A 23,491-nucleotide genomic window follows, 5' to 3' on the forward strand; every position below is an offset into this window, starting at 1 on the left:
GCTGAATGCATGGATAACCACCAGATTGGTAAAAATATCGCTCAACTAAGAAAAGAGCGAGGACTTTCACAACGAGAACTGGCAGAAAAAGCGGGCATCACCCACAGCGCTATTTCTTCAATCGAGAATGCCAAAGTGAGTCCTTCGGTGAGTTCTCTGCAAAAAATAGTGAACGTTTTTTCGTTGTCTCTTTCAGAGTTTTTTACTCTTGAGCAACAAGAAAATAAAGAGATTAAGGTCGTGGTTAAACCAGAAGACCTCATTGAAATTGGCAGTGAAAATGTCTCAATGAAGTTGGTTAACAATGGCAGCAATAAACAAGAAATCGGCTTTCTTATTGAAGAATATGGGCCTAACAGTACAACGGGCGCATCCAATATCAAGCATGAAGGTGAAGAAGTCGGCACCGTATTAAGTGGTGAAGTTGAACTTGAATATAACGGGGAGACCTACCTAATAAAGGCAGGGGAGTCTTACGTTATTGATACAACGATTCCACATAAATTTACTAATCACTCCGATAAGGCTTGCAGAATGATAAGTGCACACACGCCAAAAGCATTCTAGCGCCTTGAGGTAACCAAGGAGAGCGTATGAAAACGCAGCAACAATGGATTGAACAACGAAATGCTCTAAATATCGAGCAAAGAGCGTTTCTAAATGGTGAGTATACCGCAGCAGCAGATGGCAAGACGCTAGAGGTCGTAAACCCAGCTACCGATGAAATCATTGCTAATATTGCACGTTGCCAAACTGCCGATGTTGATTGTGCTGTAGATTACGCAAGACAAGCATTTAAACAAGGTGAGTGGAGTCAAATTGCTCCAGCGGCGCGTAAAGACGTACTGTTGAAGTTTGCTGCTCTTATTGATGAAAATGTTGAAGAATTAGCGCTATTAGAAACACTTGATACTGGTAAGCCGATTGCACACAGTGTATCGACGGATATTCCCGGCGCAGCGAAATCTATTCGCTGGTATGCGGAAGCCATCGACAAAGTTTATGGTGAAGTTGCACCTACAGAAAAAGATGTTCACGCCTTTATCTCTCATCAAGCGATCGGTGTTGTCGCTGCTGTTGTTCCGTGGAACTTCCCGCTATGGATTGGTTGTTGGAAGTTAGGTCCAGCCTTGGCTGCGGGTAACAGTGTCATCCTAAAACCATCAGAAAAGTCTTCATTATCGGCAATCTTCTTAGGCAAACTGGCGAATCAAGCAGGTATTCCAGCGGGTGCATTTCAAGTTATTACTGGTTATGGCCATGAAGCGGGAGAAGCGTTGGCACGTCACGAAGATGTAGATTGTATCGCTTTTACAGGCTCAACTCGTGTGGCTGGTCATCTTATGATTGCCTCCGGTGAAACTAACCTAAAACGTGTCTGGGCTGAGGCTGGTGGTAAGAACGCAAATATAGTCTTTGATGATTATGCCGATCTTGACCGCGCAGCTGCAGAAACAGCCGCAGGTTGTTTCTATAACCAAGGTGAAGTATGCGTAGCAGCAACACGCCTTTTGGTTCACGAAAGCATTAAAGATTTATTTATCGATAAAGTGATTAGCGCAGCTCAGGGTTTCATACCTAAAGATCCAATGGATCCCACGTCTTCTATGGGGGCGCTTATCGACCGTGAACACAAAGAAAAAGTGCTCGATTACGTTAAGTTAGGTCAAGATGCAGGGGCTACGCTGCGCTGTGGTGGTGACGCAGGCGGTAAAGGCGCCTTTGTTGAACCAGTGATTCTCGATAATGTGGACAACAGTATGCGTGTGGCTCAAGAAGAGATCTTTGGCCCAGTGTTATGCGTCATTCCATTTAAAACAGAGCAAGAAGCTATCGCTATTGCTAATGACTCCAAATATGGCTTAGGCGCTGCACTTTGGAGTGACAATATTAATCGCGTACATCGAGTCGCAAAGCAGTTAGAAGCTGGCTCTGTGTGGGTGAACAACTACAACGAGGGCGATATGACCGTCCCATTTGGTGGATTCAAAATGAGTGGTAATGGACGTGACAAGTCGATTCATGCCATCGAAAAATTCACTGAAACCAAGACGACATGGATTCGTCTCCAACCTTAAGCCTGAAGCTGTAATCGAAAGGAATATAACCATGAACAAACATACTGATTCATATTATGCTCACTCAATCCCGAATGTAAGTGAGTACCCACAACTGCAAGACAATATTGAGTGTGATGTGTGTGTCGTAGGCGCGGGTTTCTCGGGTCTTTCCTCAGCTCTTCATTTAGCAGAAAAAGGCTTTAAGGTTGTAGTGCTGGAGAATGCGAAAGTAGGGTTCGGCGCGACAGGTCGCAATGGCGGCCAGATTGTTAACAGTTATAGCCGCGACGTAGACGTTATTGAGAGTCGCTATGGTGAAAAGCAAGCTAAGGCACTGTGTGACATGATTTTTGAAGGTGGTGATATCATTCGCGGCCTTATCGACAAACATAACATTGATTGTGATTTCAAGCAGGGGGGAATGTTTACTGCTCTGAATAATAAGCAATTAAAAGGTCTAGAAGAGCACAAAAAGCACTGGGAACGTTATGGTAACGATCAGCTTCGTATGATGGATGCGAGCGAAGTGGAAGCCGCAGTAGGTACCACAGCTTATAAAGGCGCTCTACTGGATATGCGTGGTGGCCATATTCACCCACTCAAACTGGCGTTGGGCGAAGCAGCAGCTGTAATGGCACTTGGCGGACAAATTTTCGAACAGTCCGGTGTGACTCGCCTGGAAAAAGGCGCCAATCCTGTTGCTCATACAGAAAAAGGCAGCGTAAAAGCGAAATACATCGTTCTTGCAGGCAATGCTTACCTTGGTGGGCTTGCTCCAAACATCAGCAATAAAGCGATCCCGTGTGGTACTCAGGTCGTAGCCACTGAGCCTCTTTCCGAGGCGCAACTTAAAGAGATCTTGCCATCAGATTACTGTGTTGAAGACTGCAATTATCTATTGGACTACTTCCGTCTTAGCGCGGACAAGCGCTTACTATTTGGTGGCGGTGTAGTTTACGGTGCTCGTGACCCAGAAAATATCGAAGGCATCATTCGTCCTAAGATGGAGAAGATCTTCCCACAATTAAAAGGTATCGGTATTGATTATAAGTGGACGGGTAACTTCCTACTGACTTATTCCCGCATGCCGCAATTTGGTGCTTTTGCAGACAACATTTATTACCTACAGGGCTACAGTGGTCACGGTGTTACTTGTACTCACCTTGCTGGCAAACTGTTGGCTGAAGCACTAACCGGACACGCAGAACGTTTTGACGCGTTCGCTGATTTAACCCACATCGCGTTCCCTGGCGGTCGTCATTTTGCTATCCCGATGACAGCGATGGGGGCAGCTTATTACAACTTACGCGACAAACTAGCAATCTAATTCAGAAAATAACAAGAAGTGCCTGCTATGACAGGCACTCAGTCAGCCTCAAACAAAGAATAGATAAAGGAAGATCCGATGAGTAGAGTAGTTAAATTTGCTGCGATGCAGTTAACCAAAACTTGGGATTTAGAAGCGAATCTAGAAAAAATCAAAGGTGCGATTCGCGAAGCTGCGGCAAATGGTGCGAATGTTGTACTACCTCAAGAGCTCATGGCAGCGCCTTACTTTTGTAAGAAGCAAGAAGCCAAGTATTTTGAACTTGCTGAAGAAACGGATAATTCTCGTCTGATCAAAGAGCTTAGCGCGCTAGCTAAAGAACTGAATGTGGTTATACCTGTGAGCTATTTTGAGAAAGCGGGAAACACCTTTTTCAACTCTTTAGTGATGATCGATGCAGATGGTACGGTACTAGAAAACTACCGCAAATCCCATATTCCAGATGGTCCTGGCTATAGCGAGAAATACTATTTCAGCCCTGGTGATACAGGATTTAAAGTATGGAAAACCAAGTTCGGTACTTTCGGTGCAGGTATTTGTTGGGATCAATGGTTCCCTGAGCTGGCACGTTGCTTAGTGCTTAACGGTGCAGAAGCTATTTTCTACCCAACAGCAATTGGTTCAGAGCCACAAGACCTATCTCTGGATTCACGTGACCATTGGCAGCGTACTATGCAAGGCCACTCGGCTGCCAACCTTGTACCTGTTATCGCGTCTAACCGTGTAGGGGTAGAAGTGGATGATGGCATTGAAACTACCTTCTATGGTTCATCATTCATCACTGATCATACTGGCGGTAAGCTGGCAGAAGCTCCAAGAGAAGGTGAAACTATCATCTACGCGGAAATTGACCTACAGGCTACTGCGCAAGCGCGTCACGCGTGGGGATTGTTCCGTGACCGTCGTCCGGACTTATATCAAGACATAATGAGCTTAGCTAAGTAACGAGGTGGACGATGAAACTCGATACGACCCCAAAGCAAGACGGTTTCTATTTTCCTGCTGAATATGAACCAGTAAGAGAGGTCTGGTTGGCATGGCCTGAGCGTCGTGATAATTGGCGCGCTAGTGCAAAACCTGCGCAACAAACCTTTGCCAACGTGGCGAATGCGATTGCGGACGTAGTGTGTGTTTCTGTTGCAGTAAGCTCTTCGCAATATGAAACCGCAAGAAGCATGCTGCACTCGTCCGTCAAACTGGTTGAAATGGCATTCAACGATTCTTGGATGCGCGATATCGGTCCTACTGTTGTAGTGAATTCATCGGGAAAGAGACGCGGCGTCAGTTGGAAGTTCAATGCTTGGGGGGGCGAGTTTAACGGCCTTTACGAAGACTGGAGTGATGACGATAAAGTTGCCGCATCCGTCTGTGATGTGTTGGGAATCGATCATTATCGCGCTCCATTTGTCCTGGAGGGTGGCGCGATTCATACCGATGGCGAAGGCACGTTATACACAACTGAAGAATGCTTATTGAGTCCGGGACGTAACCCAGAACTAAGTAAACAACAGATAGAAGCGCTACTAGCCGAGTATCTTGGTATCGAAAAGGTCGTCTGGCTTCCAAATGGTTTGTTTAATGATGAAACGGATGGGCATGTCGACAACTTACTTCACGTTGTCGCTCCAGCAAAAGTGGTACTCAGTTGGACGGATGATCCCTTCGATCCGCAATTTAAGTTATCACGTGAAGCGCATGCGGCGCTTAGTGCACAAACCGATGCACAAGGTCGAGCCATTGAGATTGTCAAAATCCCAGTTCCGGGTCCTCTTTACTATTCGCAAGAAGAAGCGAATGGAATTGAATCAAGCGATGGTATGAATCGTCACGAAGGGGAGCGACTGAGTGCTTCCTATGCTAACTTTCTGATGGTGAACGGACATATCTTTTTGCCATTACTTGATGACCAATATGACGATATTGCTATCGAGATTTTGACAAAAGCGCTTCCCGATTATGAGATTGTTGGCATACCAACACGAGAAGTTTTACTAGGCGGTGGCAATATTCACTGCATTACCCAGCAGATTCCCGCTTAGGATTCATCTGCTTTTTATCCACAGCATTCCTAGTGAAAGCTAGGAGTAGGAACAAAAGGAATCACCATGCAGCAAATAAATAATAAGAGCTTACTCTCCTTTATGGTAACGGCAGCGGACAACGCTGTAGCCGTGACAAACCCAGCAACAGGCGAACTTGTGGGTCATGCTCCTATTTCATCTGAACCTGAGCTGATGGATGCTATTGAGCGAGCTCATGTGGCGCAGAAAGAGTGGGCCAAAGTGCCGGCTAAGTCGCGCGCAGTATTATTAAACCGCTGGTATCAATTAATTCTTGAGAACAAAGACGACCTTGCTCGTATCATGACTGTTGAACAGGGTAAGCCATTGGCAGAAGCTGCGGGTGAGGTTTTGTATGGTGCCAGCTTTATTGAATGGTTTGCTGAAGAAGCCAAACGCACCTACGGTGACTCCATTCCTGGACCAACGGTAGACAAGCGCTTGGTAACCATCAAGCAACCTATTGGTGTCGCATGTGCGATTACGCCATGGAACTTCCCTATCGCTATGATCACACGTAAAGCAGGTCCTGCATTGGCTGCCGGTTGTAGTTTCGTCGTTAAGCCATCGGATTCAACACCGCTGTCTGCATTTGCAATTGTGGAACTCGCGTACCAAGCGGGCATTCCGAAAGACGCGCTGCAAGTGGTTCTAGGTGAAAGTTCACGCAAAATCGGTGCGATCTTCACTTCTCACCCACTGATTCGCAAGCTGTCTTTCACTGGTTCTACTCAAGTGGGCAGTGTGTTAATGCAACAAGCCGCAAAAGACATCAAACGCACGTCAATGGAACTGGGTGGTAATGCGCCATTCATCGTCTTCGATGATGCTGATATTGATGCAGCCGTGCAGGGAGCTATGGCCTCTAAGTTCCGTAATGCGGGTCAAACTTGCGTCTGTGCGAACCGATTCTATGTGCATAGTAAAGTGTACGATGAGTTCGTAACGAAATTTGATGCAGCAGTACAGCAGCTAAAAGTCGGAAACGGCTTAGATGAAGGTGTCAACATTGGACCAGTTATCAATGAAAGTGCAAAACAGGGCATTCAAGCACTGATTGACCGTGCGGTAGAGCAAGGTGCAGTGCCTGTCACCCCTCTTAAACAACTTGACGGTTTGTTTATGCAGCCAGTCGTCCTCAAAGACGTGAAACACAGCATGGATATCGTTCAAGAAGAGATATTTGGTCCGGTGGCTCCGGTAATTCGTTTTGATACGGATGAAGAACTTATCGAAATGGCGAACGACACGATTTACGGTTTGGCGTCGTACTTCTACAGCCAGAACATCCACCGTGTTTGGAAAGTAGCAGAAGCACTGGAATACGGCATGGTGGGCATTAATGAAGGTATTATCTCGACAGAAGTAGCGCCGTTTGGCGGTGTGAAGCAGTCGGGTATTGGACGTGAAGGTGCGAAGCAGGGCATCGACGAATATATGGATGTGAAATACCTGTGCTTTGGTGGCAACTAAACGTCTAGCGGTAACAAATAAAGGATTAAACAATGAAAAACCAACAACTACACGAAAGAAGAAGCAAAGTTATCGCTCAGGGTATGGGCGCGCTGTACCCTCTTTATGTTGAGAAGGCTGACAACGCTCATGTATGGGATGTCGATGGTAACAAATACATTGATTTTGCAGCGGGCATCGCGGTGACAAATACTGGGCACTCAAACTCGCGCATCACTGACGCTGTAAAAGCCCAGATCGACAACTTCTCTCATACTTGCGCTATGGTGACACCGTATGAATCTTTTGTTGAGCTGGCAGAAAAGCTGACTGACATTGCTCCGGGCGACTCGGAAAAGAAAGCTATTTTCCTAACTACGGGTGCCGAAGCGGTTGAAAACGCGGTGAAAGTAGCACGTGCTCATACTGGGCGTAGCGGCGTCATTGCCTTTAAAGGTGGTTTTCACGGTCGTACCAATATGACCATGGGATTGACTGGAAAAATCGCACCATACAAAGCGGGCTTCGGTCCTTTCCCGAACGAAATCTACCATGCACCTTATCCAAATGCGTTCCACGGCATCAGCACAGAAGATAGCTTACAGGCATTACAAGATTTGTTTGCTTGCGATATTGAACCTAGTCGCGTTGCTGCGATCATTTTTGAGCCTGTACAGGGCGAGGGTGGTTTTTACCAAGCGCCAGCGGAATTTGCTCAGGCACTACGCAGCCTTTGTGACCAGCACGGTATTATGCTAATAGCTGATGAAATCCAAACAGGCTTTGCCCGCACCGGTAAAATGTTCGCAACGGAGTATCTGGATATTGAACCAGATATGATGACGATGGCGAAAGGCATTGCTGGTGGTTTTCCAATCTCTGCTGTTGTAGGTAAAGCGGAAGTTATGGATTCTGCGTTACCAGGTGGTTTAGGCGGTACTTATGCTGGTTCTCCATTAGGCTGTGTTGCCGGTTTGGAAGTGCTTAAGATAATTGAAGAAGAGCAGCTATGCGCTAAAGCCCAAGGTATTGGTGAAGTGGTTAATGCACGTATGGCTGAGCTTCAAAAAACGGTGCCTGCGATTGGTGAGATTCGCACCATTGGTGCAATGATGGCGATTGAGTTTACCGATCCACAATCGGGGCAACCACTTCAAGATGTTACCAAAGCGGTGATTAGCAAAGCACAAGAAAATGGTTTAATTCTGTTGTCTTGTGGCGTTAAAGCCAATGTTATTCGCTTGCTCCCGCCACTAACGATTGAATCAGATGTATTGGCAGAAGGTTTAGACAAACTGGAAGCCATCATCGCAGAAGTAGCGAAATAGAACGACGTTACGTAGGATAATATAAGCCCCCTCGATTCGAGCCCGAGGGGGCTTTTTTAATGTTCATGGCAATTTGTCTAGGAGTGATAAACCAAATTGTATCTTGGGTCTATCACAGTTTTTGTCTGTTCCCTTCAGCGGTTAATACTCTCTAACCGCTTAAGCAATGAAATAAAATGTATTGATTACAGCGGGTTAATGGATTGGTTTCTTCCCGAAGATACCATTTCTGCGTTGAATATCTTTTTTCAATCTCTTACTTAAAAACTATACAGTTTTACTCTAAAGTCTGCTAATTTGTGCTGACAAAATGAGAGTGATCAAAATCTCGACACCATGATTAAGATACATTGCTGCTCAGAAGAATTTAATAATCGCTTGGACTGAAAAATGAAACATCAACATTTCTTACCTATGCAGAACGTAATCCAAGATTATGCTTGGGGTAGCGTGACGTCTATTAACACTCTGTTTGGCATTGCCAACCCAGATAACAAACCACAAGCTGAGATCTGGATGGGTGCACACCCAGGCGGCTGCTCTGAAGTGGTCACCGCAGATAAGACTTTGCGTCTGGATCAGTTTGTTTCTGATAACCTAAATGATGTTTTGAGTGAAGCCATTAGCCAGAAATTTGGTGAGCTGCCTTACCTGTTCAAAGTCCTTGCAGCAGCGAGCGCTTTGTCTATTCAGGTTCACCCGAGCAAAGCTCAAGCAGAACAAGGGTTTGCCAAAGAAGAAGCCGCTGGTATCGCCCGTAACGCAGCAAACCGCAATTATAAAGATCCAAACCATAAACCAGAGTTGGTTTACGCATTGACACGTTACCAAGCAATGAATGGCTTCCGCTCTTATGAAGAGATCTTAAACAACTTCGAACAGCTTAATATTGAGGAGTTAGCGCCTCTTATTAATGCTTATAAAGCATCTCTGGACGCAACAGGTCTTGAGGCGTTGTTTGTTAGTATGCTGAAGCTTGACGGCCAAGCAAAAGATACGGCATTGAATAAGTTGCTTGCTTTCGCTGAGACCAAACAAGGCGACGAAACCTTTGAACTCATCTTATGGCTAAAAGATCTCTACCCTGGTGATATCGGTCTTTTCTCGCCATTATTCTTACACGTATTGACGCTTGAGCCGGGCGAAGCGATGTTCCTTCACGCTTGTACTCCACACGCATACTGTCGTGGTACTGGACTTGAAATTATGGCGAGTTCAGACAACGTACTTCGTGCAGGCCTAACGCCAAAACACATTGATGTTGAAGAGCTGGCTTCTTGTACCATTTTTGAACCTAAACTGCGTGAGGAGTTGTTAACTCAACCAGAAATGGATAATGGTGCAGAGCACTATCCAATTCCGGTAGAAGACTTTAAATTTAGCGTCTACGTTGACCAGCAAGACCGATTTGTCAACGTCACAACACCAGAGATTCTATTTGCATTGGATGAGCCAATCGTATTGACGCATCTAGATGGCGAAACCATTACGGTTGAACGCGGTCATTCAGTGTTCATCCCTGCTTCTGCGGGTAACTACAGCGTGACTTGTGCTGGCAAGTTCGCAAGAGCCTATTGCTAGCGTAATATGCTGCCAGTAGGGCAGTAATCCTACTTATAAAGGGAGATCGTGAAAGATCTCCCTTTTTTTGTGCAACTTGCCTATTACTTATGCAGCATGGATTGCATTTTAGTTGCAGATAATTAGTATGTAATGAAAGGATATGTAAAAACTTAAGCAGTAGGTACTATAAAATGGAATTTAGAGTAGCAGAATATTCTGACTACCAAAGTGTGGCGGAACTACACGCGGTAAGTTGGCAAAAAGCCTATAAAGGTATCATGCGTCAGTCGTATTTAGACGAGTCGGTTCTTGAAGACAAGCAACTGATTTGGCAAACCCGACTATTAAACCCTCCTTTCAGCCAACATGTCATTATTGCCGAGCACCAAGGCGAATTAGCGGGTTTTATCTGCCTGTTTGGTAATCACAATGTCGAGTTCGGTACTATCATTGATAACCTTCACGTTAGGGCAAGTGCGCAAGGCAAAGGTGTGGCGAAGAAACTGATTGCGTTGGCGATGGAATGGGCAAGTAAGTACTATCCGGACAATGGTGTGTTTTTGGAAGTACTGGCGGATAATTCGAACGCCATTAAGTTCTATGAATCCATAGGTGCGAACAGAGCGATGAAACAGCGTGGCGAATCGCCATGTGGGCGCCACGTCGATGAGTTTATCTATGTATGGAAAAATCCAGAAGCGTTGATGGAACAGTGTGTTGTGTCGGTGTAGTTTGCCTTTTCAAACAATAGAACTAATAAAACGCCTAACATGAATCATGTTAGGCGTTTTTGTGTTGTGTCAGGAGCTACTTGATGTATTCCAAAAGTGCTTTTTCATTAGGCAGTGCGGTCATTGCGCCTTTTTGCGTGGTTGCCAATGCCCCACAACCGTTAGCCCATCGTACAGCGTCATGAATAGTTTCATCATTTACCCAGCTTTCTGTTTTCGACAGGCGAGTTAGCAGACCACCAACAAAGGCATCGCCTGCACCTGTCGTATCGACGGGTTTTACTGGAGTGCCAGCAATCAACTCTTGTTGTGCGCCACGAATAACCAGTGCTCCTTTCGCTCCTTGAGTAATCAAGACCAATGTATTGCTAAAGGATTCAAGTGCTTCAATACCTGCTTCTAAGGTGTTGGTGTCTGTGAGGAACATGAGTTCGTCATCTGAAAACTTAACTACATCGGCCAGCGCAATAGCTTCTCGGCAAACAGGTTTGATTAAGTTTTGAACGCCCCAGACCTCATCACGTAAGTTGGGGTCGAAGCTAACAAAGCCTCCAGCAGCCTTAATTTGTTTCATTGCGTCAATCGTAGAACTGCGGCTAGGTTCATTGGCAAGGGCGATTGAACAAACGTGCAGCCACTCGCCTTTTTCGAAAGCAGGAATGTCACTTTTTTGCATAAACTGGTCGGCACTAGGCTTAACCATAAAGGTAAAGCTGCGCTCACCGCTGTCATCTAAGTCAACAATAACGGTAGAAGTGCGCTGTTGCTCATCAAGCAGCATATAGTTGGTATCGACGTTTTCGTCGCTCAAAGTCTGCTTCATGAAGCGACCTAGCGGGTCTTGTCCGACGCGACCGAAAAATCCAGTGTTACCACCTAAACGTGCGATAGCTACAGCTACGTTTGCAGGCGCACCACCTGGACATTTCAAATAGGTAGTTGCCGTATCTGGTATTAAATCTACGACAGCATCTCCGGTTACCCACACTTTGCTCATGAGAAAAATCCTGTATTAACTAAGTTGTTTTTAGTTTACTAAATCGATTTAGCAAAGAAAATGTGTTTTAATAGACCTCTAATAGATTGAAAATGAATTTGTGATCTCACACACGATCTTTTAGGAAAACAAGATCAAACTGACCGAGTGGATGAGTAGGAAGGAATGAGCAAAAAATTAAAACTTGCTGACATAGCAAAACTCGCTGGTGTATCGAAATCAACGGTGAGTTTTGTATTGAATGGGCATGCAGAAAAGCATCGAATCACGAAAGAAACCGTGGAGAGAGTACTGCATGTTGTGCAAGAGAATAACTATTCGCCTAGTGTTTATGCCCGAGCGCTAAAATCGAAAAAGAGCTCTACTTTTGGACTTGTGATCCCCGACCTACTCAACCTTGGTTTTGCGTCTATTGCCAAAGAATTAGAACGTCTCTGCTTAGCATCAGGCTATCAGTTATTACTGGCTTCAACCGATGATGACCCTGAAACAGAAATGCGCGCAGTAGACAATCTAATATCACGTCAAGTCGACGGCATCATGATTGCGTCTTGTCTCACCAGTGATGCTTTCTATAGTGGATTACCTGACGATCTTCCGCTTGTTTTCTTTGACCGTTCGTTCGAATCTTCAGATTTTAATATGGTGACCACTGACGCTTACGATGCAACGAGACTGTTATTAACGGAACATACGAAAAACGTGGCAGAGTGTGTTTTTATTGGTGGACAATTAGAACTTTCACCAAGTAAAGAACGCTATCAAGGTTATGTAGATGCGTTAGCTACAAACCAAATTCCGTTGAATCAGAGCTTAGTGTTCAATCGTGATTATCAGCCTTCAAGTGGTTACGACATGATGGCTGCGTGTGTTGATGAACTTGGTCGATTGCCACACTGTTTATTTACGGCATCTTATTCATTGTTAGAAGGGGTGCTGCGCTATCTTAACGAACATGATCTGTTTGCAACAGCAACCAATGCTCGGATGCGAATTGCTACGTTTGATAATTACGCCATATTGGACTGCTTACCGTTACCAATAAACTCTATAGAGCAAAATTGTGTCGAATTAGCGTCGGAGATTTTTGACTGTCTACAAAAGACCTTGTCTAATTCTCAATATCAAAGCAAGATTAGTGTTAAAGCGCACCTTCATCAGCGGAGTTACTAACCGGACATGGAATCAAAATCTCTACAGCCTTTATATATTCAAGTGGCCGATACGCTAAAACAGCGGATTGATGAAGGGCTATATCCGCAAGGCTCGAAGTTGCCTTCCGAGAGTCAGTTAGTAGAGAGTTTAGGTGTAAGTCGTGTCACGGTCAGAAAGGCGTTAGGTCAACTTGCCGATATTGGCTATACCACCTCCGAAAAAGGTAAAGGTACTTTTGTTGCTCATCAAAAACTTAAGCATGATTTCTTAGGGATGGCGGGCTTTGCTCAAGAGTTGCAGGGAGCGGGGCTTGAGGCTCACAACCAAGTGATTCACTTTGAGAAGGTGGAAGCAGATGAATCATTAGCCTCCAAGCTGTCTATAACAGTGGGCGATCTCGTCTATCATTGCGGTCGACTGCGCGTTGTAAATCAACAGGTTGTTTCTTACGAAGATTTCTATATACCATGGGCGTTACTTCCAGATTTAGATGCCCAGTCTCTTTCGGGCTCCAAATTTGCTTATCTTAAGCAACGTGATATTGAAATGGTGAAAACACAACAAAAGATAAAACCAGCGTTGCCAAGCCTATTCATTCAAAAGCAGCTGTCTGTAGATAAGTTAGAGCCGATACTGATCAATGAATCGATCAATTTTCGCACTGAATCTCAGCCTTATGAGTACTCCATTGTCTATTATAAGTCCAGTGTCTATGACTTTGAGATAACTGCCAGACTTTAATAATCTTATCAATTAGTTACCAAGCCACCTCTTAATGAGGTGGTTTTCTTGTATCTGAGCTAACTATTATTGAATGTGATGATAAGCACGTTTCTAAAGTTCAAAAGCACAAATAGATACAACTTGTATTTATCCTGTATTACATTAATACATGTTGAATACAGGTTGTTATCTTGTGCTCTTGGGAGAGAACGAAAAAATGGCAAGAAATGCTCAAATCGTTGCAACAGAAGTGATGGCGCTGCTTGGTGGAGAAACCAATATCGAGCAGTTGACACATTGTGCAACGCGATTGCGGGTCGTGACGAAAGACGACTCTAAAGTCGATGCGGAAAAACTAGGCGAAACAGAAGGCGTTCACGGTTACTTTTTTAAAAATGGCCAACACCAAGTCATACTAGGTACGGGCTTTGTTGGTAAGGTGTTTGCGGTATTAACAGGCAATGGTGATGTTGAAACCAGTGCCGCACCGAAAAAAGAGCAAGCGGGTAGTGCTTTCCAACGAGTGACTCGTACGTTTTCAGATATCTTTGTTGCCATTATTCCTGCGCTAGTTGCGACGGGTTTATTGATGGGATTGCGCGGACTGATCGTTAATGGCTTTGGGGTGGAATTGTCACCTCAATTGACGACGCTGTCTCAAGTGCTTACTGATACCGCGTTTATCTTTATTCCAGTCTTAGTGACATGGTCAGCGATGAGAGTGTTCGGTGGCAATCCAGTACTCGGTATTGTACTCGGATTGATGCTGGTTGCTCCTCAATTAGCAAGCAAATGGGATGTCGCTTTTGGTAATGCAGAAGCACTGATGATTCCATTCTTCGGCTTTAATATTGCCGTCACTGGCTTGCAAAGTTCTATCTTACCTGCCGTGTTTATGGGTTGGTTTGCTGCAACTGTTGAGAAAACATCACGCAAGTACGTGCCGGAGGTGTTGGATCTTATCCTTACTCCATTCATTACACTGTTGGTGTCGCTGATTGCAGGATTAGTTTTCGTTGGACCATTACTATTAGGTATCGAAAAGCTAATTACCGATGTAGTGGTGTATTTTTTACAAATTCCATACGGTATTGGCGGTTTGATTTACGGTGGCGCGATTCAGTTCATGGCCGTTACGGGTATGCACCATACTATCGTCCCAATTACCATTGCCATGGTGACAGAAACTGGTTTTGACTATATCAACCCACTGGGTACCGCTGCGATTGCAGGTCAATTTGGTGCGGCGATTGCGGTGATGACTATGCAAACCAGCAAGGTGAAAAAGTCAGGCATGTTTGGGGCAGCGCTACCTGCGTTATTTGGTATTACTGAACCGGCAATGTTTGCAGTGACCTTACCTCGCGTTAAGCCATTCCTTTATGGATGCGTTGGCGGTGCAATCGGTGGCTGCCTAGGTGCTATCGCAGGAATTGGTTCAGCGGGTACGGGGGCGACGATGCTTCCTGGAATGCTGCTGTACCTCGGTGGTGGTCTTGGTATGTATATCGTGGTCATGTTGGTTGCTGCTTTGGTAGCTTTTGTCATGACTAAGTTGTTCTACAAAGAACCTCAATAAGTTATTTCCTTTTTATCCCTTCATGGACGCGACTAGGTGACATGAAGGGATTTTGCGTTTTAAAGCTACAGTGAGTCGTTATGGATTTTTCTAATCGTCAAAACCGCTTCGTGCGGCTAGACGAAGTGTCAGCAGAGTATCTGGAACATATTGAGTCATTGACTCAAAATGACCCCTATTATCCGAGTTACCATATAGCACCCAAACATGGGTTGGCTAATGACCCAAATGGGCTTAGTTACTTTAATGGTGAACATCATATTTTCTATCAATGGTTTCCATTAGGGCCCGTTCATGGACTTAAGCACTGGTATCACGTATCAACGAAGGATTTCGTGCACTTCAAAGATAGAGGAGTCGCACTGTATCCTGATCAGGATTACGACCAACACGGGTGTCATACTGGTGTGGCAGTCGTTGAGGGTGAGCAGCTTAACCTACTGTATACCGGACATTTGGTATGCGAACCAGAAAGCGGTCACCCGACTCAAGTTCTCGCAGTGATGGATAAAGAAGGGAAGATAGAGAAGAAAGGAGTCGTTGTTGACTACAACTCTCAACACTACACACATAACATGCGTGACCCTGTCACAATGAAGAGAGAAGATGACTATTATATGTTGATTGGTGCTGAGAGCCATCAACAGCAAGGTAAGTTGGCGCTTTATCACGGGAGACAAATCGATGCCTACCAATACAAGGGGAATGTTGATATAGGCATTGGTGAGTTTGGTTATATGTGGGAGTGCCCTAACTACTATGAGGAGGCTGGTAGTGGCGTCTTTATTTTCTCTCCTCAAGGCGTCACTTCTGATAGTAAGTACGATTTTAATAATGTGTTTTCTGTGGTCTATATCGTTGGTAAACCGTTAGATACTGAGAATCTTAAGTTCGAACATCAGGGCTACTTTGAACTCGATAAAGGCTTTGATTTCTATGCCCCTCAAACTTATTTAGACAACAAAGGACGCCGCATTCTGATTGGTTGGTTAGGTAATTCGAAAAGCGAGTATCCAACGGATAAGAATTACTGGGCGCATATGCTGACATTGCCAAGAGAGATAAGCATAGAAGGTAATAAACTGCGCCAAACACCGCTCGTGGAACTTACTGACTTGCGCGAAAGTAGTGAAGTATTAAGGCCACAACATGAACTAATTAGTCGAGCTTTTGAACTTGAAGTGAGTGTGGAGCAAGACTTCGTTATAGAGTTTGCTAATCAGAGTGGCGACAAAATGACGTTTTCTGGCAATGAAACGGAGTGGTGCTTAGACAGGACACATGTGACGGAAACACATGCTGAGCAGTTTGGCACAGTTCGATACGCTCTGCGGCAAAGTAATGACAGCCTAGTGCGTGTGTTTGTCGACCATTCCAGTATTGAAATATTCTGTGACTTCGGAGAGACGGTATTCACATCACGTATTTTCGTTAGCGATTTGAACCAACTTCATTTGTCCAAAGCAACCGGACAGATACATTACTTAAGTGGTATTCATTACGAATAGATGAAAACAAAAACGACCAGCCTAGGCTGGTCGTTTTTGTTAGGTATGGTCATTCGTCTAGATTAGCGGTAGCTTCGCTTGGATGTGCTTAGTTCCATAATCATGGCTAATTCTTCTTCCGTAACCAAATCGCTGGGCTGTTGGCGTGTTGATAAACGCTCAACAAATCGCTTCACGTCGCGAAGCTGCTCAGTATTTAAATGATGCATAGCGTCGACAATGTCTTTTTCTAGCGCATGGTTCATATCAGCATCACTCCTTTGTTTTTCCTTATCTCTAACTTAGACCATATGAGTCTAATAGCAAGGCTTTTTATGCATATTGTTACACTTGATATCTATAACACTGCATGGATAACGAGAACTAGATTAATAGAAAGGCAATACAAATAGTGTGGAAAAAATAAACATGAGCATTAGAGGTGATATAGAAAATACATTCACACCATTGTTACATTTTGGAAACTGATAATTAATAATTTAAATAGTAGTTAAGAATTACTATGTGTGTGAGCAAGATCACTGAAAGTAATTTATCTGCCAAAAAGTTCCCCTAAATTACCTCAATAAATGTTTTTAAAGCTAAATGTATATTTATTTATATATAAGTCATTGATAAATAAGATTATATGCATTTTTATAAAAACGTGATTTAGATAGGCATTTTCAAATTCTTAGGATTGCTGCATGTCGGGATATTAGTGAAAATTTGTCTCGTTCATTCGGTACATGATTTTCAAACTTTTGAGTGATGTGACTGGTGAATGAGTTTTCAAAGTTTAACGACGCTTATTCACGACAACTCAATAGCTTTTAAAAAATAACAAAAATAGTTAATTACAATCCTTGGGGTTAATAATGAAAAATACTTTCAAACTATCGCTAGCTGCAGTACTTGTTTCTTCTGCAATGGCGGCAAACGCTGGTATCTCTATCGCTGATAGCGAGACAGGCAACTTCTCAATTGGTGGTGATGTTGAATTCGATTTCAACTTCCAAGATTTAGAAGGTGAGAACAGCAATAACTTCAACCAAACTGGTCGTATCCTTCTTGAATTTGCTGGCGAGCGTTACACTGAAACTGGTCATGTGTTCCAAGTGAATGTTCAACCTCTAATGCAAAGCGATGGTACAGTTGCACTGGATGACGCATGGTTTGCATTCGGTAAGCAAGATGGCTGGAACTTACGTATGGGTCGTTTTGAAGCGTTCGATATGTTCCCTGTAGGTCAAGATACGTTCTTAGAGTATTCAGGTGATACTTCTAACGAACTAGTTTCTGATGCAGCTCCTTATGTATACCAAATGAAAGAAGCTCGTGGTCGTGGTTCTGACGGCCAGATCATGTATAGCCAAACTTTCAACAACCTGTACCTAGAACTAGGTTCGATGATCGGTGACCGCTCTGATCTATTCTCAGGCACAGATTATCACGGTGCAACTATAGACCGCGATAACACTAAGGACTCTGTACTTCTGCGTCCAGTAGTTGGCTACCAAGCAGGTAACTTCGGTATCGCAGCGTCTCTTGAGACAAACCTTGTTAAAGATGCGGTTGTTACTACTGACGGCGTAGATATCTCTGACCGTATGGGTTACGGTGTGACTGCTAACTACACAACAGCAGACTGGAACTTGATTGCTAACTTTGCATACATGGATGCGGTTGATGAGAATAACATGACTGTTGGTGTGAACGCATTGTACAAAGGCTTTGGTCTAGGTTATATCCACGCAAATAACGACTATGAGCGTAAAGAAATCGCAACTTCTGCAGATGGTAAAGCGAAAGTAGATACTGTATATGCTTCTTACGAGTTTGCTGATGTGCTTCAAGTTGAAGATTTCTCAATCTATCTTGGTGCATACTACACGACTATCGATGACCAAACTGATATCAAAACATTCGAAGAAGAATCAGACAAAGGTGTTCGTGTACGCTTCAAGTACTTCTTCTAAGCGCTTAGCCGTATAGAACAGAAACACTGCCTTATATAAACGGAGCCCATCGGCTCCGTTTTCTTGTTTAAACTACTAGCTTCAATCGTCGTACAACTGCCTGAGATTACGCCGAAACACTCCGCCTGCATCTTGTCTTCGGTGAACGCTTACCATGTCCCACCGTTACCATGATGTTCTCATTGATTTCCTCATAACTTATCTCTTCAAAAAGCCTCTACGTTACGCGATGTTGGCTCGTATCGAATGGCAGTAGGAATCGTCTAACAATCAAAGACAACACTACTGTGTTGCCATATGGGGGCTAAAATTAGCGAGTTTGTTATTGACTACAACAGCTAGTTAGGGGAAGGGTAGAATTATGGTCGATACGATGTCTTGAATGGAAAAGCAAAAGATGAGTCATACAAAAAAGGCCCACTTAAGTGAGCCTTTTAACTGAGCAATATGTTTTACTAGAAAATCAAATGCGCGACACCGGCGATAACAGGTAACGTAATCAAAGTACGCAGGATGAAGATAGCAAACAGTTCGAAGATGTTTACTGGGATACGGCTACCAAGTAGTAGAGCACCCACTTCAGACATATAGATAAGCTGAGTAACGGACATTGCAGCGATAACAAAACGTGTCATTTCACTATTGATTGATGCTGCTAGGATTGACGGAATAAACATGTCTGCAAAGCCAACAACCATAGTCTTGGATGCCGCAACTGCTTCAGGCACACCCAGTAATTCTAGGTAAGGAATAAACGGCGTACCGAGCGTTTCAAACACTGAAGTATATTCAGCGATAACAAGCGCGACTGTACCTAGCCCCATAACCACAGGAAGAACCCCAAACACCATATCTACGGCATTCTTAATACCTTCGCCAAATACCGATTTTGCAGAGGTGACAGTGCCTGCTCGTTTAAGTGCTAAATCAAGACCCCAAGAGAAAGTAGAATGGCCTTCAGGAATCACTTCAGCATCTTTAGCTGGTTTAGTACCGTCAATGAACACGTCTTTTTTGTTACGTAGTGGCGGCAAACGAGGAATGATAATCGCTGCAACAACACCGGCTAAACAGATAGCGCCATAAAACGGTAAAAACAGATGCTCAAGCTCAACCTGAGCGATAACCACTAAGCTGAACGTAATTGATACTGCTGAGAAAGTAGTACCAATCACCGCTGCTTCGCGCATGGTGTAGAATTTGTTTTCGTACTGCTTGCTCGTTAGAAGAATACCAACACTACCGTCACCTAACCAAGATGCCATACAGTCGATAGCGCCACGACCTGGTAGGTTGAATACAGGGCGCATGATTTTACTTAGTAACGCACCAAATAGTTCTAACAAACCAAAGTTAAGTAAAAGAGGTAGCAATAAACCTGCAAAGATAAATACAGCAAATAGAGTAGGCAGCAGACCTTCGAGTACTAGGCCACCGGTATTTTCTTCCCAAATCGCTTGAGGACCAACTTGGAAGTACGTCATTACTACCGCTAAGCCACCGATCAAACGAACTGCCAACCACATTGGGCTTGGATTAAATAGACCGTTTAAAAATTCATTGTTATTAATGAATGCAGGCTTAGCAATGCGGGTGATGGCTGACGCGATAGCCATAAATGCGATGATAGCTGTAACTAGAGGTACGATGAAATCGCCAACCGCCGCTTGTAGTGATTTAGCTAAGACAGCGACAGGTATAGTTAAACCGCCGTCAAAGGTGATTGGAGCCATGAACAGGAACAGGCCAATTAAAGACGGGATGAAGAACATCCAGAAGTTGCCTTTCTTTCCAGACTCAGGAACAGATTGAGCGCTATTTTGCATTTTTCTCTCGTGTTACAACTAGTTAATAATGGACAATTCCATTGCCTATTTATTCACTAAACATCCATATTTGCTCATTGCGCGCAAGATTACTGCTTTTTATCAATCAAGGCAATACTATTCATCAACAAAGACTAAATATTCACAATTTAGTACTGATGTCGCAAATGATATGCAAAACAATGTTCGGTGCTAAGGTTGTGTAGATCTGTCTAAGTATAGTGGGTTGTTACTCTTTGAGCTTAGTAATCGAAAGCGCTACACTGAACGAAGAACTTAACTTATTGAGAATCATCACAATGCCTCGCAAGAAACTTCCAGTGCCACTGATTTTACTGATTCCACTTTGTCTTCTCGTCGTTGTCATTGTGGCTGGAGTCTATCGATTTTCGATGAGTGATGAGGAGATACTGGCCAAATTCCCATCTCATCAAGCAGAAAAGGCCGATGTCGTCGTAGAGACTATTCTAGGCGTTAAAGTGGCAAATCCATGGACAATTCAGGTACCAGAAACCAGTGCGTTCTCTCTACTCACTGACATCGATATTGATAAACAAGTGGCTGCAGGTAGTTATGATGATGGTATGGAGCGTGGCAACGTATACCTACTGTATCAATTTAAGCAACTCATGTTTGAAAACAATAAGCTTCATTTCGCTGTTGTACCATTTGCCGTGAGTAACCAAGGCTCGGGAGTCTTCTATTACCTTGGCTTGTTTAATTGGGACGAATCAAGGCAGCGAGTAATTCTTACAGACGCTAAACTAGCTGGGGATCGAGTGGACATTGAATCTTTAGACTTATCTGGACAGGTTGCAACATTAATGTTCAAAAGCCATGGCCCTGAACAGTCAATGACAGACACGCCGACAAAGGAAAATTCACTGGTTTGCATACTGAAAAATGGCAAATTGACAGGATGTTAATTGGAATTTGTTTCCACTCGTAAATGATATGCATCTTTGTCACTTATTATGTTGAGAATGTGAGCTTGATTACATAATATGACACTTTGATGTTGTTATTTTTTAGACAAACGGAGCTTGCAAATGATCAATAAGCGTTTTTTTAAAACTAAAGATGAAGTAGAAGTCACGTTCGAACTGGATGCGACCAATATTGAAAGTGCGGTACTAGTAGCAGAATTTCACGATTGGCAACCTATGCCAATGAAGAAAGTTGCGAAAACCAAATCTTTCAAATATAAAACTCGTTTACCAAAAAACGCGGAGTTTCAGTTCCGCTACCTTGTGAATGAGAACGACTGGGTTAATGATGCTGAAGCGGATAACTATGTACCAAATGGCTTCGGCGCCGACAACTGTATTATAAAAACAGAACAGGCATGTGAAGCCTGATTCTCAGTAATGCTGATTTTGTAGAAAGCGAAGCGACAAGCTTCGCTTTTTTACATTCTCATCACAGGTTTTACCTTAATTTTCCCCTCAATCGGATGCAATTCGCCGAAGAAACGATTAACCTGTTGGCTCTTTTTAATGGAATGCATTGGAACCATTGTGCAATCGAATCAATCTATAGACGACGTATGCGCGGCAAAGACGCCGTCACGAAAACTAAAACGTGGCCTCGCTTTTACTGTGCCTCTTATCGCGGCGTTTCTGTTTCTTCATAGTCTGCCTAGCTCAAACCTCAACGGAACGGTAGAGCTAGACCTTAATGATTCACCTATCGCCAAAGCCATTACTCCTGAGCCAACCAAAGCTGAACTACCACCTAAATTCGCCTATACCGTAAAGTCAGGTGACAGCTTGAGCCAAATTTTCGACCAACTTGGTTTTCCTTACTCAGACATGATGTCAGTAATGGAAACCGATTTGGATTACTTAGTGCTCGACACGTTGCGTCCCGGTGACAAGATGCGATTTTGGCAAGATGAAGCCACTGGCGCACTCGGTCAATTGGAAGTTCAACGTAGTGTGGCCGAGAAAGCCGTTTATACTCGGCTAGACGACGGTAGCTTTGAATTTAAGGATGTCTCTATTCCCGGCGTGTGGGAAAGCGTGGCTTTGGTCGGTGAAATTCACGGCAGCTTCTCTTCTTCAGCGAACAAATTGGGTTTAAACCCTCGTGAGATTGACCAAGTTGTTACACTGCTTAAAGACAAACTGAGTTTCACTCGCGACCTTCGTGCTGGTGACCGTTTTGAAGTTGTTAAAAACAGCCAGTTTGTTGATGGTACCGCGACAGGTAACTCTGAAATACAAGCGATTAAGATCTTTAATCGTGGCACGATGTACTCAGCTTACCTTCATACTAATGGCCAGTACTATGATGCCAAAGGTGACAGTTTACAGCGTGCATTTATGCGCTATCCGGTGAAAAATCATCGAATTACCTCAGGCTTTAACCCTAATCGTCGTCATCCTGTAACAGGCAGGATTGCACCGCATAACGGTACTGATTTCGGTGTTCGTACTGGTACTAATGTTTATACCACTGGTGATGGCGTTGTTGCTATGGTGCGCAACCACCCATATGCAGGTAAGTATATCGTTATCGACCATGGTGGTCCGTACAAGACTCGTTATCTTCATTTAAGTAAGATTCTAGTGAAGAAAGGGCAAAAAGTGACTCGTGGTACTCGTATAGGCTTGTCTGGAGCGACTGGGCGAGTGACTGGGCCTCACTTGCATTACGAATTGATTTCTCGTGGGCGACCAGTTAATGCTATGCGAGCGAACATTCCTATGGCAGACTCTGTGCCCAAGAACGAGCTCAAGCAGTTTATTGCTCGTCGCGATGAGTTAGACTCTATGCTTGAGAAACAAGAAACTAAACTGGCGAGCTTGTAGTTCGCTAGGTTAATAACGGTATTGATAATGCAACAACTAGAATTTCAACTACTTGTCATGCAGCTTTGCGAGTTCAAAACGCTCCCAGATGCATTGAATAAGCTTAAAAGCGTCGAGAACCAAGAGATTGTCGAGACAGCAAACAGTTTAAGCGGTCAATTTGCATTAGCGGATGTCGATGGTGAACAGCGTATTTATCATGTATTCACCGATATCGATGATAACGGTGACGAGCAAGAATACGTAGAGCACATTATGAACGAAGGTGACGATATCATTAAGTTTGTCGCTTGGTTCTTCGACGCTATGTTCGAAATGAAGCAAAGTGACACGTATAAGGCGGCAGGTAAGACTTACAAGCAACCTAAACGTTCTTAATCCTATCCGGATAAAGTCAAAACGGCGCTCAAA

At 44.0% G+C, this 23,491-nt stretch carries 21 protein-coding genes; 18 read left to right on the top strand and 3 right to left on the bottom strand.

Annotated elements, in window-relative coordinates:
- Window positions 1–9: 9 nt before the first annotated feature.
- The 9 genes from puuR (at window position 10) to MMA19_RS11995 (ending at window position 10,521) form a co-directional block, all read left to right on the top strand.
- Complete coding sequence (puuR, locus tag MMA19_RS11955; protein WP_006070391.1) at window positions 10–567, top strand: HTH-type transcriptional regulator PuuR; 558 nt, start codon at window positions 10–12, stop codon at window positions 565–567.
- A 26-nt stretch (window positions 568–593) separates the two neighbouring features.
- A complete protein-coding gene (locus tag MMA19_RS11960) occupies window positions 594–2,078 on the top strand; it encodes an aldehyde dehydrogenase (RefSeq protein ID WP_240206304.1) in 1,485 nt (494 codons plus the stop codon).
- A gap of 31 nt (window positions 2,079–2,109) precedes the next feature.
- On the top strand, window positions 2,110–3,387 hold the full coding sequence (locus MMA19_RS11965; protein WP_240206305.1) for an FAD-binding oxidoreductase: 1,278 nt from the start codon (window positions 2,110–2,112) through the stop codon (window positions 3,385–3,387).
- Window positions 3,388–3,465: 78 nt separating this feature from the next.
- The gene (gene aguB, locus MMA19_RS11970; RefSeq protein WP_031493990.1) at window positions 3,466–4,332 is read left to right on the top strand and encodes an N-carbamoylputrescine amidase; all 867 of its coding nucleotides are present in this window, start codon (window positions 3,466–3,468) and stop codon (window positions 4,330–4,332) included.
- 11 nt (window positions 4,333–4,343) lie between these two features.
- Window positions 4,344–5,426 carry an agmatine deiminase gene (gene aguA / locus MMA19_RS11975; RefSeq protein ID WP_240206306.1) on the top strand — a complete coding sequence of 361 codons (1,083 nt, stop codon included), beginning with the start codon at window positions 4,344–4,346 and terminating at the stop codon, window positions 5,424–5,426.
- Window positions 5,427–5,492: 66 nt separating this feature from the next.
- A complete protein-coding gene (locus MMA19_RS11980; protein WP_240206307.1) occupies window positions 5,493–6,920 on the top strand; it encodes an NAD-dependent succinate-semialdehyde dehydrogenase in 1,428 nt (475 codons plus the stop codon).
- A gap of 32 nt (window positions 6,921–6,952) precedes the next feature.
- Window positions 6,953–8,227, top strand: coding sequence for a 4-aminobutyrate--2-oxoglutarate transaminase (gene gabT / locus MMA19_RS11985; protein ID WP_006070397.1), 1,275 nt, complete (start codon window positions 6,953–6,955; stop codon window positions 8,225–8,227).
- Between the two features lie 390 nt (window positions 8,228–8,617).
- Window positions 8,618–9,808: a mannose-6-phosphate isomerase, class I gene (manA, locus tag MMA19_RS11990; RefSeq protein WP_240206308.1), complete on the top strand. Its 1,191-nt coding sequence runs from the start codon at window positions 8,618–8,620 to the stop codon at window positions 9,806–9,808.
- Between the two features lie 173 nt (window positions 9,809–9,981).
- Entirely contained in the window at window positions 9,982–10,521 is a 540-nt protein-coding gene (locus tag MMA19_RS11995; protein ID WP_006070399.1) for a GNAT family N-acetyltransferase, read from the top strand.
- A 76-nt stretch (window positions 10,522–10,597) separates the two neighbouring features.
- Here MMA19_RS11995 and MMA19_RS12000 read toward each other — a convergent pair whose 3' ends face one another.
- On the bottom strand, window positions 10,598–11,518 hold the full coding sequence (locus tag MMA19_RS12000; protein WP_240206309.1) for an aminoimidazole riboside kinase: 921 nt from the start codon (window positions 11,516–11,518) through the stop codon (window positions 10,598–10,600).
- Window positions 11,519–11,683: 165 nt separating this feature from the next.
- Between MMA19_RS12000 and MMA19_RS12005 the strand changes: the two genes are divergently transcribed.
- From MMA19_RS12005 to MMA19_RS12020, 4 genes are all read left to right on the top strand, one after another.
- The gene (locus tag MMA19_RS12005; RefSeq protein ID WP_038227360.1) at window positions 11,684–12,691 is read left to right on the top strand and encodes a LacI family DNA-binding transcriptional regulator; all 1,008 of its coding nucleotides are present in this window, start codon (window positions 11,684–11,686) and stop codon (window positions 12,689–12,691) included.
- Between the two features lie 6 nt (window positions 12,692–12,697).
- On the top strand, window positions 12,698–13,414 hold the full coding sequence (locus MMA19_RS12010; protein ID WP_096442154.1) for a GntR family transcriptional regulator: 717 nt from the start codon (window positions 12,698–12,700) through the stop codon (window positions 13,412–13,414).
- A 199-nt stretch (window positions 13,415–13,613) separates the two neighbouring features.
- Window positions 13,614–14,975, top strand: a complete 1,362-nt coding sequence (locus MMA19_RS12015) for a PTS transporter subunit EIIC (RefSeq protein WP_006070403.1) — start codon at window positions 13,614–13,616, stop codon at window positions 14,973–14,975.
- 80 nt (window positions 14,976–15,055) lie between these two features.
- On the top strand, window positions 15,056–16,483 hold the full coding sequence (locus MMA19_RS12020; protein ID WP_240206310.1) for a sucrose-6-phosphate hydrolase: 1,428 nt from the start codon (window positions 15,056–15,058) through the stop codon (window positions 16,481–16,483).
- Between the two features lie 62 nt (window positions 16,484–16,545).
- On the opposite strand, the gene MMA19_RS12025 is transcribed toward MMA19_RS12020, so the two are convergent.
- On the bottom strand, window positions 16,546–16,728 hold the full coding sequence (locus tag MMA19_RS12025) for a hypothetical protein (RefSeq protein ID WP_038227355.1): 183 nt from the start codon (window positions 16,726–16,728) through the stop codon (window positions 16,546–16,548).
- Window positions 16,729–17,340: 612 nt separating this feature from the next.
- Between MMA19_RS12025 and MMA19_RS12030 the strand changes: the two genes are divergently transcribed.
- Window positions 17,341–18,441 carry a carbohydrate porin gene (locus MMA19_RS12030; protein ID WP_240206311.1) on the top strand — a complete coding sequence of 367 codons (1,101 nt, stop codon included), beginning with the start codon at window positions 17,341–17,343 and terminating at the stop codon, window positions 18,439–18,441.
- Window positions 18,442–18,896: 455 nt separating this feature from the next.
- Here the strand turns inward: MMA19_RS12030 and MMA19_RS12035 are convergent, their stop codons facing one another.
- Window positions 18,897–20,267 carry a YjiH family protein gene (locus tag MMA19_RS12035; RefSeq protein ID WP_240206312.1) on the bottom strand — a complete coding sequence of 457 codons (1,371 nt, stop codon included), beginning with the start codon at window positions 20,265–20,267 and terminating at the stop codon, window positions 18,897–18,899.
- A gap of 236 nt (window positions 20,268–20,503) precedes the next feature.
- Between MMA19_RS12035 and MMA19_RS12040 the strand changes: the two genes are divergently transcribed.
- The 4 genes from MMA19_RS12040 to MMA19_RS12055 all read left to right on the top strand — a co-directional run bounded on the left by MMA19_RS12040 (window position 20,504) and on the right by MMA19_RS12055 (window position 23,458).
- Window positions 20,504–21,193 carry a hypothetical protein gene (locus tag MMA19_RS12040; protein WP_240206313.1) on the top strand — a complete coding sequence of 230 codons (690 nt, stop codon included), beginning with the start codon at window positions 20,504–20,506 and terminating at the stop codon, window positions 21,191–21,193.
- A gap of 123 nt (window positions 21,194–21,316) precedes the next feature.
- The gene (locus MMA19_RS12045) at window positions 21,317–21,625 is read left to right on the top strand and encodes an isoamylase early set domain-containing protein (RefSeq protein WP_107306030.1); all 309 of its coding nucleotides are present in this window, start codon (window positions 21,317–21,319) and stop codon (window positions 21,623–21,625) included.
- 138 nt (window positions 21,626–21,763) lie between these two features.
- Window positions 21,764–23,080, top strand: coding sequence for a peptidoglycan DD-metalloendopeptidase family protein (locus MMA19_RS12050; RefSeq protein ID WP_240206314.1), 1,317 nt, complete (start codon window positions 21,764–21,766; stop codon window positions 23,078–23,080).
- Between the two features lie 27 nt (window positions 23,081–23,107).
- The gene (locus tag MMA19_RS12055; protein WP_240206315.1) at window positions 23,108–23,458 is read left to right on the top strand and encodes a hypothetical protein; all 351 of its coding nucleotides are present in this window, start codon (window positions 23,108–23,110) and stop codon (window positions 23,456–23,458) included.
- Window positions 23,459–23,491 lie beyond the last annotated feature (33 nt).

Source organism: Vibrio sp. CyArs1, from assembly GCF_022432925.1.
GTDB classification, from domain to species: Bacteria; Pseudomonadota; Gammaproteobacteria; order Enterobacterales; family Vibrionaceae; genus Vibrio; species Vibrio mediterranei.

Bases quoted from the DNA above. Each gene is read 5' to 3' on its own strand.
- puuR (WP_006070391.1), top strand. From the start codon at position 10: ATGGATAACCACCAGATTGGTAAAAATATCGCTCAACTAAGAAAAGAG.
- MMA19_RS11960 (WP_240206304.1), top strand. From the start codon at position 594: ATGAAAACGCAGCAACAATGGATTGAACAACGAAATGCTCTAAATATC.
- MMA19_RS11965 (WP_240206305.1), top strand. From the start codon at position 2,110: ATGAACAAACATACTGATTCATATTATGCTCACTCAATCCCGAATGTA.
- aguB (WP_031493990.1), top strand. From the start codon at position 3,466: ATGAGTAGAGTAGTTAAATTTGCTGCGATGCAGTTAACCAAAACTTGG.
- aguA (WP_240206306.1), top strand. From the start codon at position 4,344: ATGAAACTCGATACGACCCCAAAGCAAGACGGTTTCTATTTTCCTGCT.
- MMA19_RS11980 (WP_240206307.1), top strand. From the start codon at position 5,493: ATGCAGCAAATAAATAATAAGAGCTTACTCTCCTTTATGGTAACGGCA.
- gabT (WP_006070397.1), top strand. From the start codon at position 6,953: ATGAAAAACCAACAACTACACGAAAGAAGAAGCAAAGTTATCGCTCAG.
- manA (WP_240206308.1), top strand. From the start codon at position 8,618: ATGAAACATCAACATTTCTTACCTATGCAGAACGTAATCCAAGATTAT.
- MMA19_RS11995 (WP_006070399.1), top strand. From the start codon at position 9,982: ATGGAATTTAGAGTAGCAGAATATTCTGACTACCAAAGTGTGGCGGAA.
- MMA19_RS12000 (WP_240206309.1), bottom strand. From the start codon at position 11,518: ATGAGCAAAGTGTGGGTAACCGGAGATGCTGTCGTAGATTTAATACCA.
- MMA19_RS12005 (WP_038227360.1), top strand. From the start codon at position 11,684: ATGAGCAAAAAATTAAAACTTGCTGACATAGCAAAACTCGCTGGTGTA.
- MMA19_RS12010 (WP_096442154.1), top strand. From the start codon at position 12,698: ATGGAATCAAAATCTCTACAGCCTTTATATATTCAAGTGGCCGATACG.
- MMA19_RS12015 (WP_006070403.1), top strand. From the start codon at position 13,614: ATGGCAAGAAATGCTCAAATCGTTGCAACAGAAGTGATGGCGCTGCTT.
- MMA19_RS12020 (WP_240206310.1), top strand. From the start codon at position 15,056: ATGGATTTTTCTAATCGTCAAAACCGCTTCGTGCGGCTAGACGAAGTG.
- MMA19_RS12025 (WP_038227355.1), bottom strand. From the start codon at position 16,728: ATGAACCATGCGCTAGAAAAAGACATTGTCGACGCTATGCATCATTTA.
- MMA19_RS12030 (WP_240206311.1), top strand. From the start codon at position 17,341: ATGAAAAATACTTTCAAACTATCGCTAGCTGCAGTACTTGTTTCTTCT.
- MMA19_RS12035 (WP_240206312.1), bottom strand. From the start codon at position 20,267: ATGCAAAATAGCGCTCAATCTGTTCCTGAGTCTGGAAAGAAAGGCAAC.
- MMA19_RS12045 (WP_107306030.1), top strand. From the start codon at position 21,317: ATGATCAATAAGCGTTTTTTTAAAACTAAAGATGAAGTAGAAGTCACG.
- MMA19_RS12050 (WP_240206314.1), top strand. From the start codon at position 21,764: ATGGAATGCATTGGAACCATTGTGCAATCGAATCAATCTATAGACGAC.
- MMA19_RS12055 (WP_240206315.1), top strand. From the start codon at position 23,108: ATGCAACAACTAGAATTTCAACTACTTGTCATGCAGCTTTGCGAGTTC.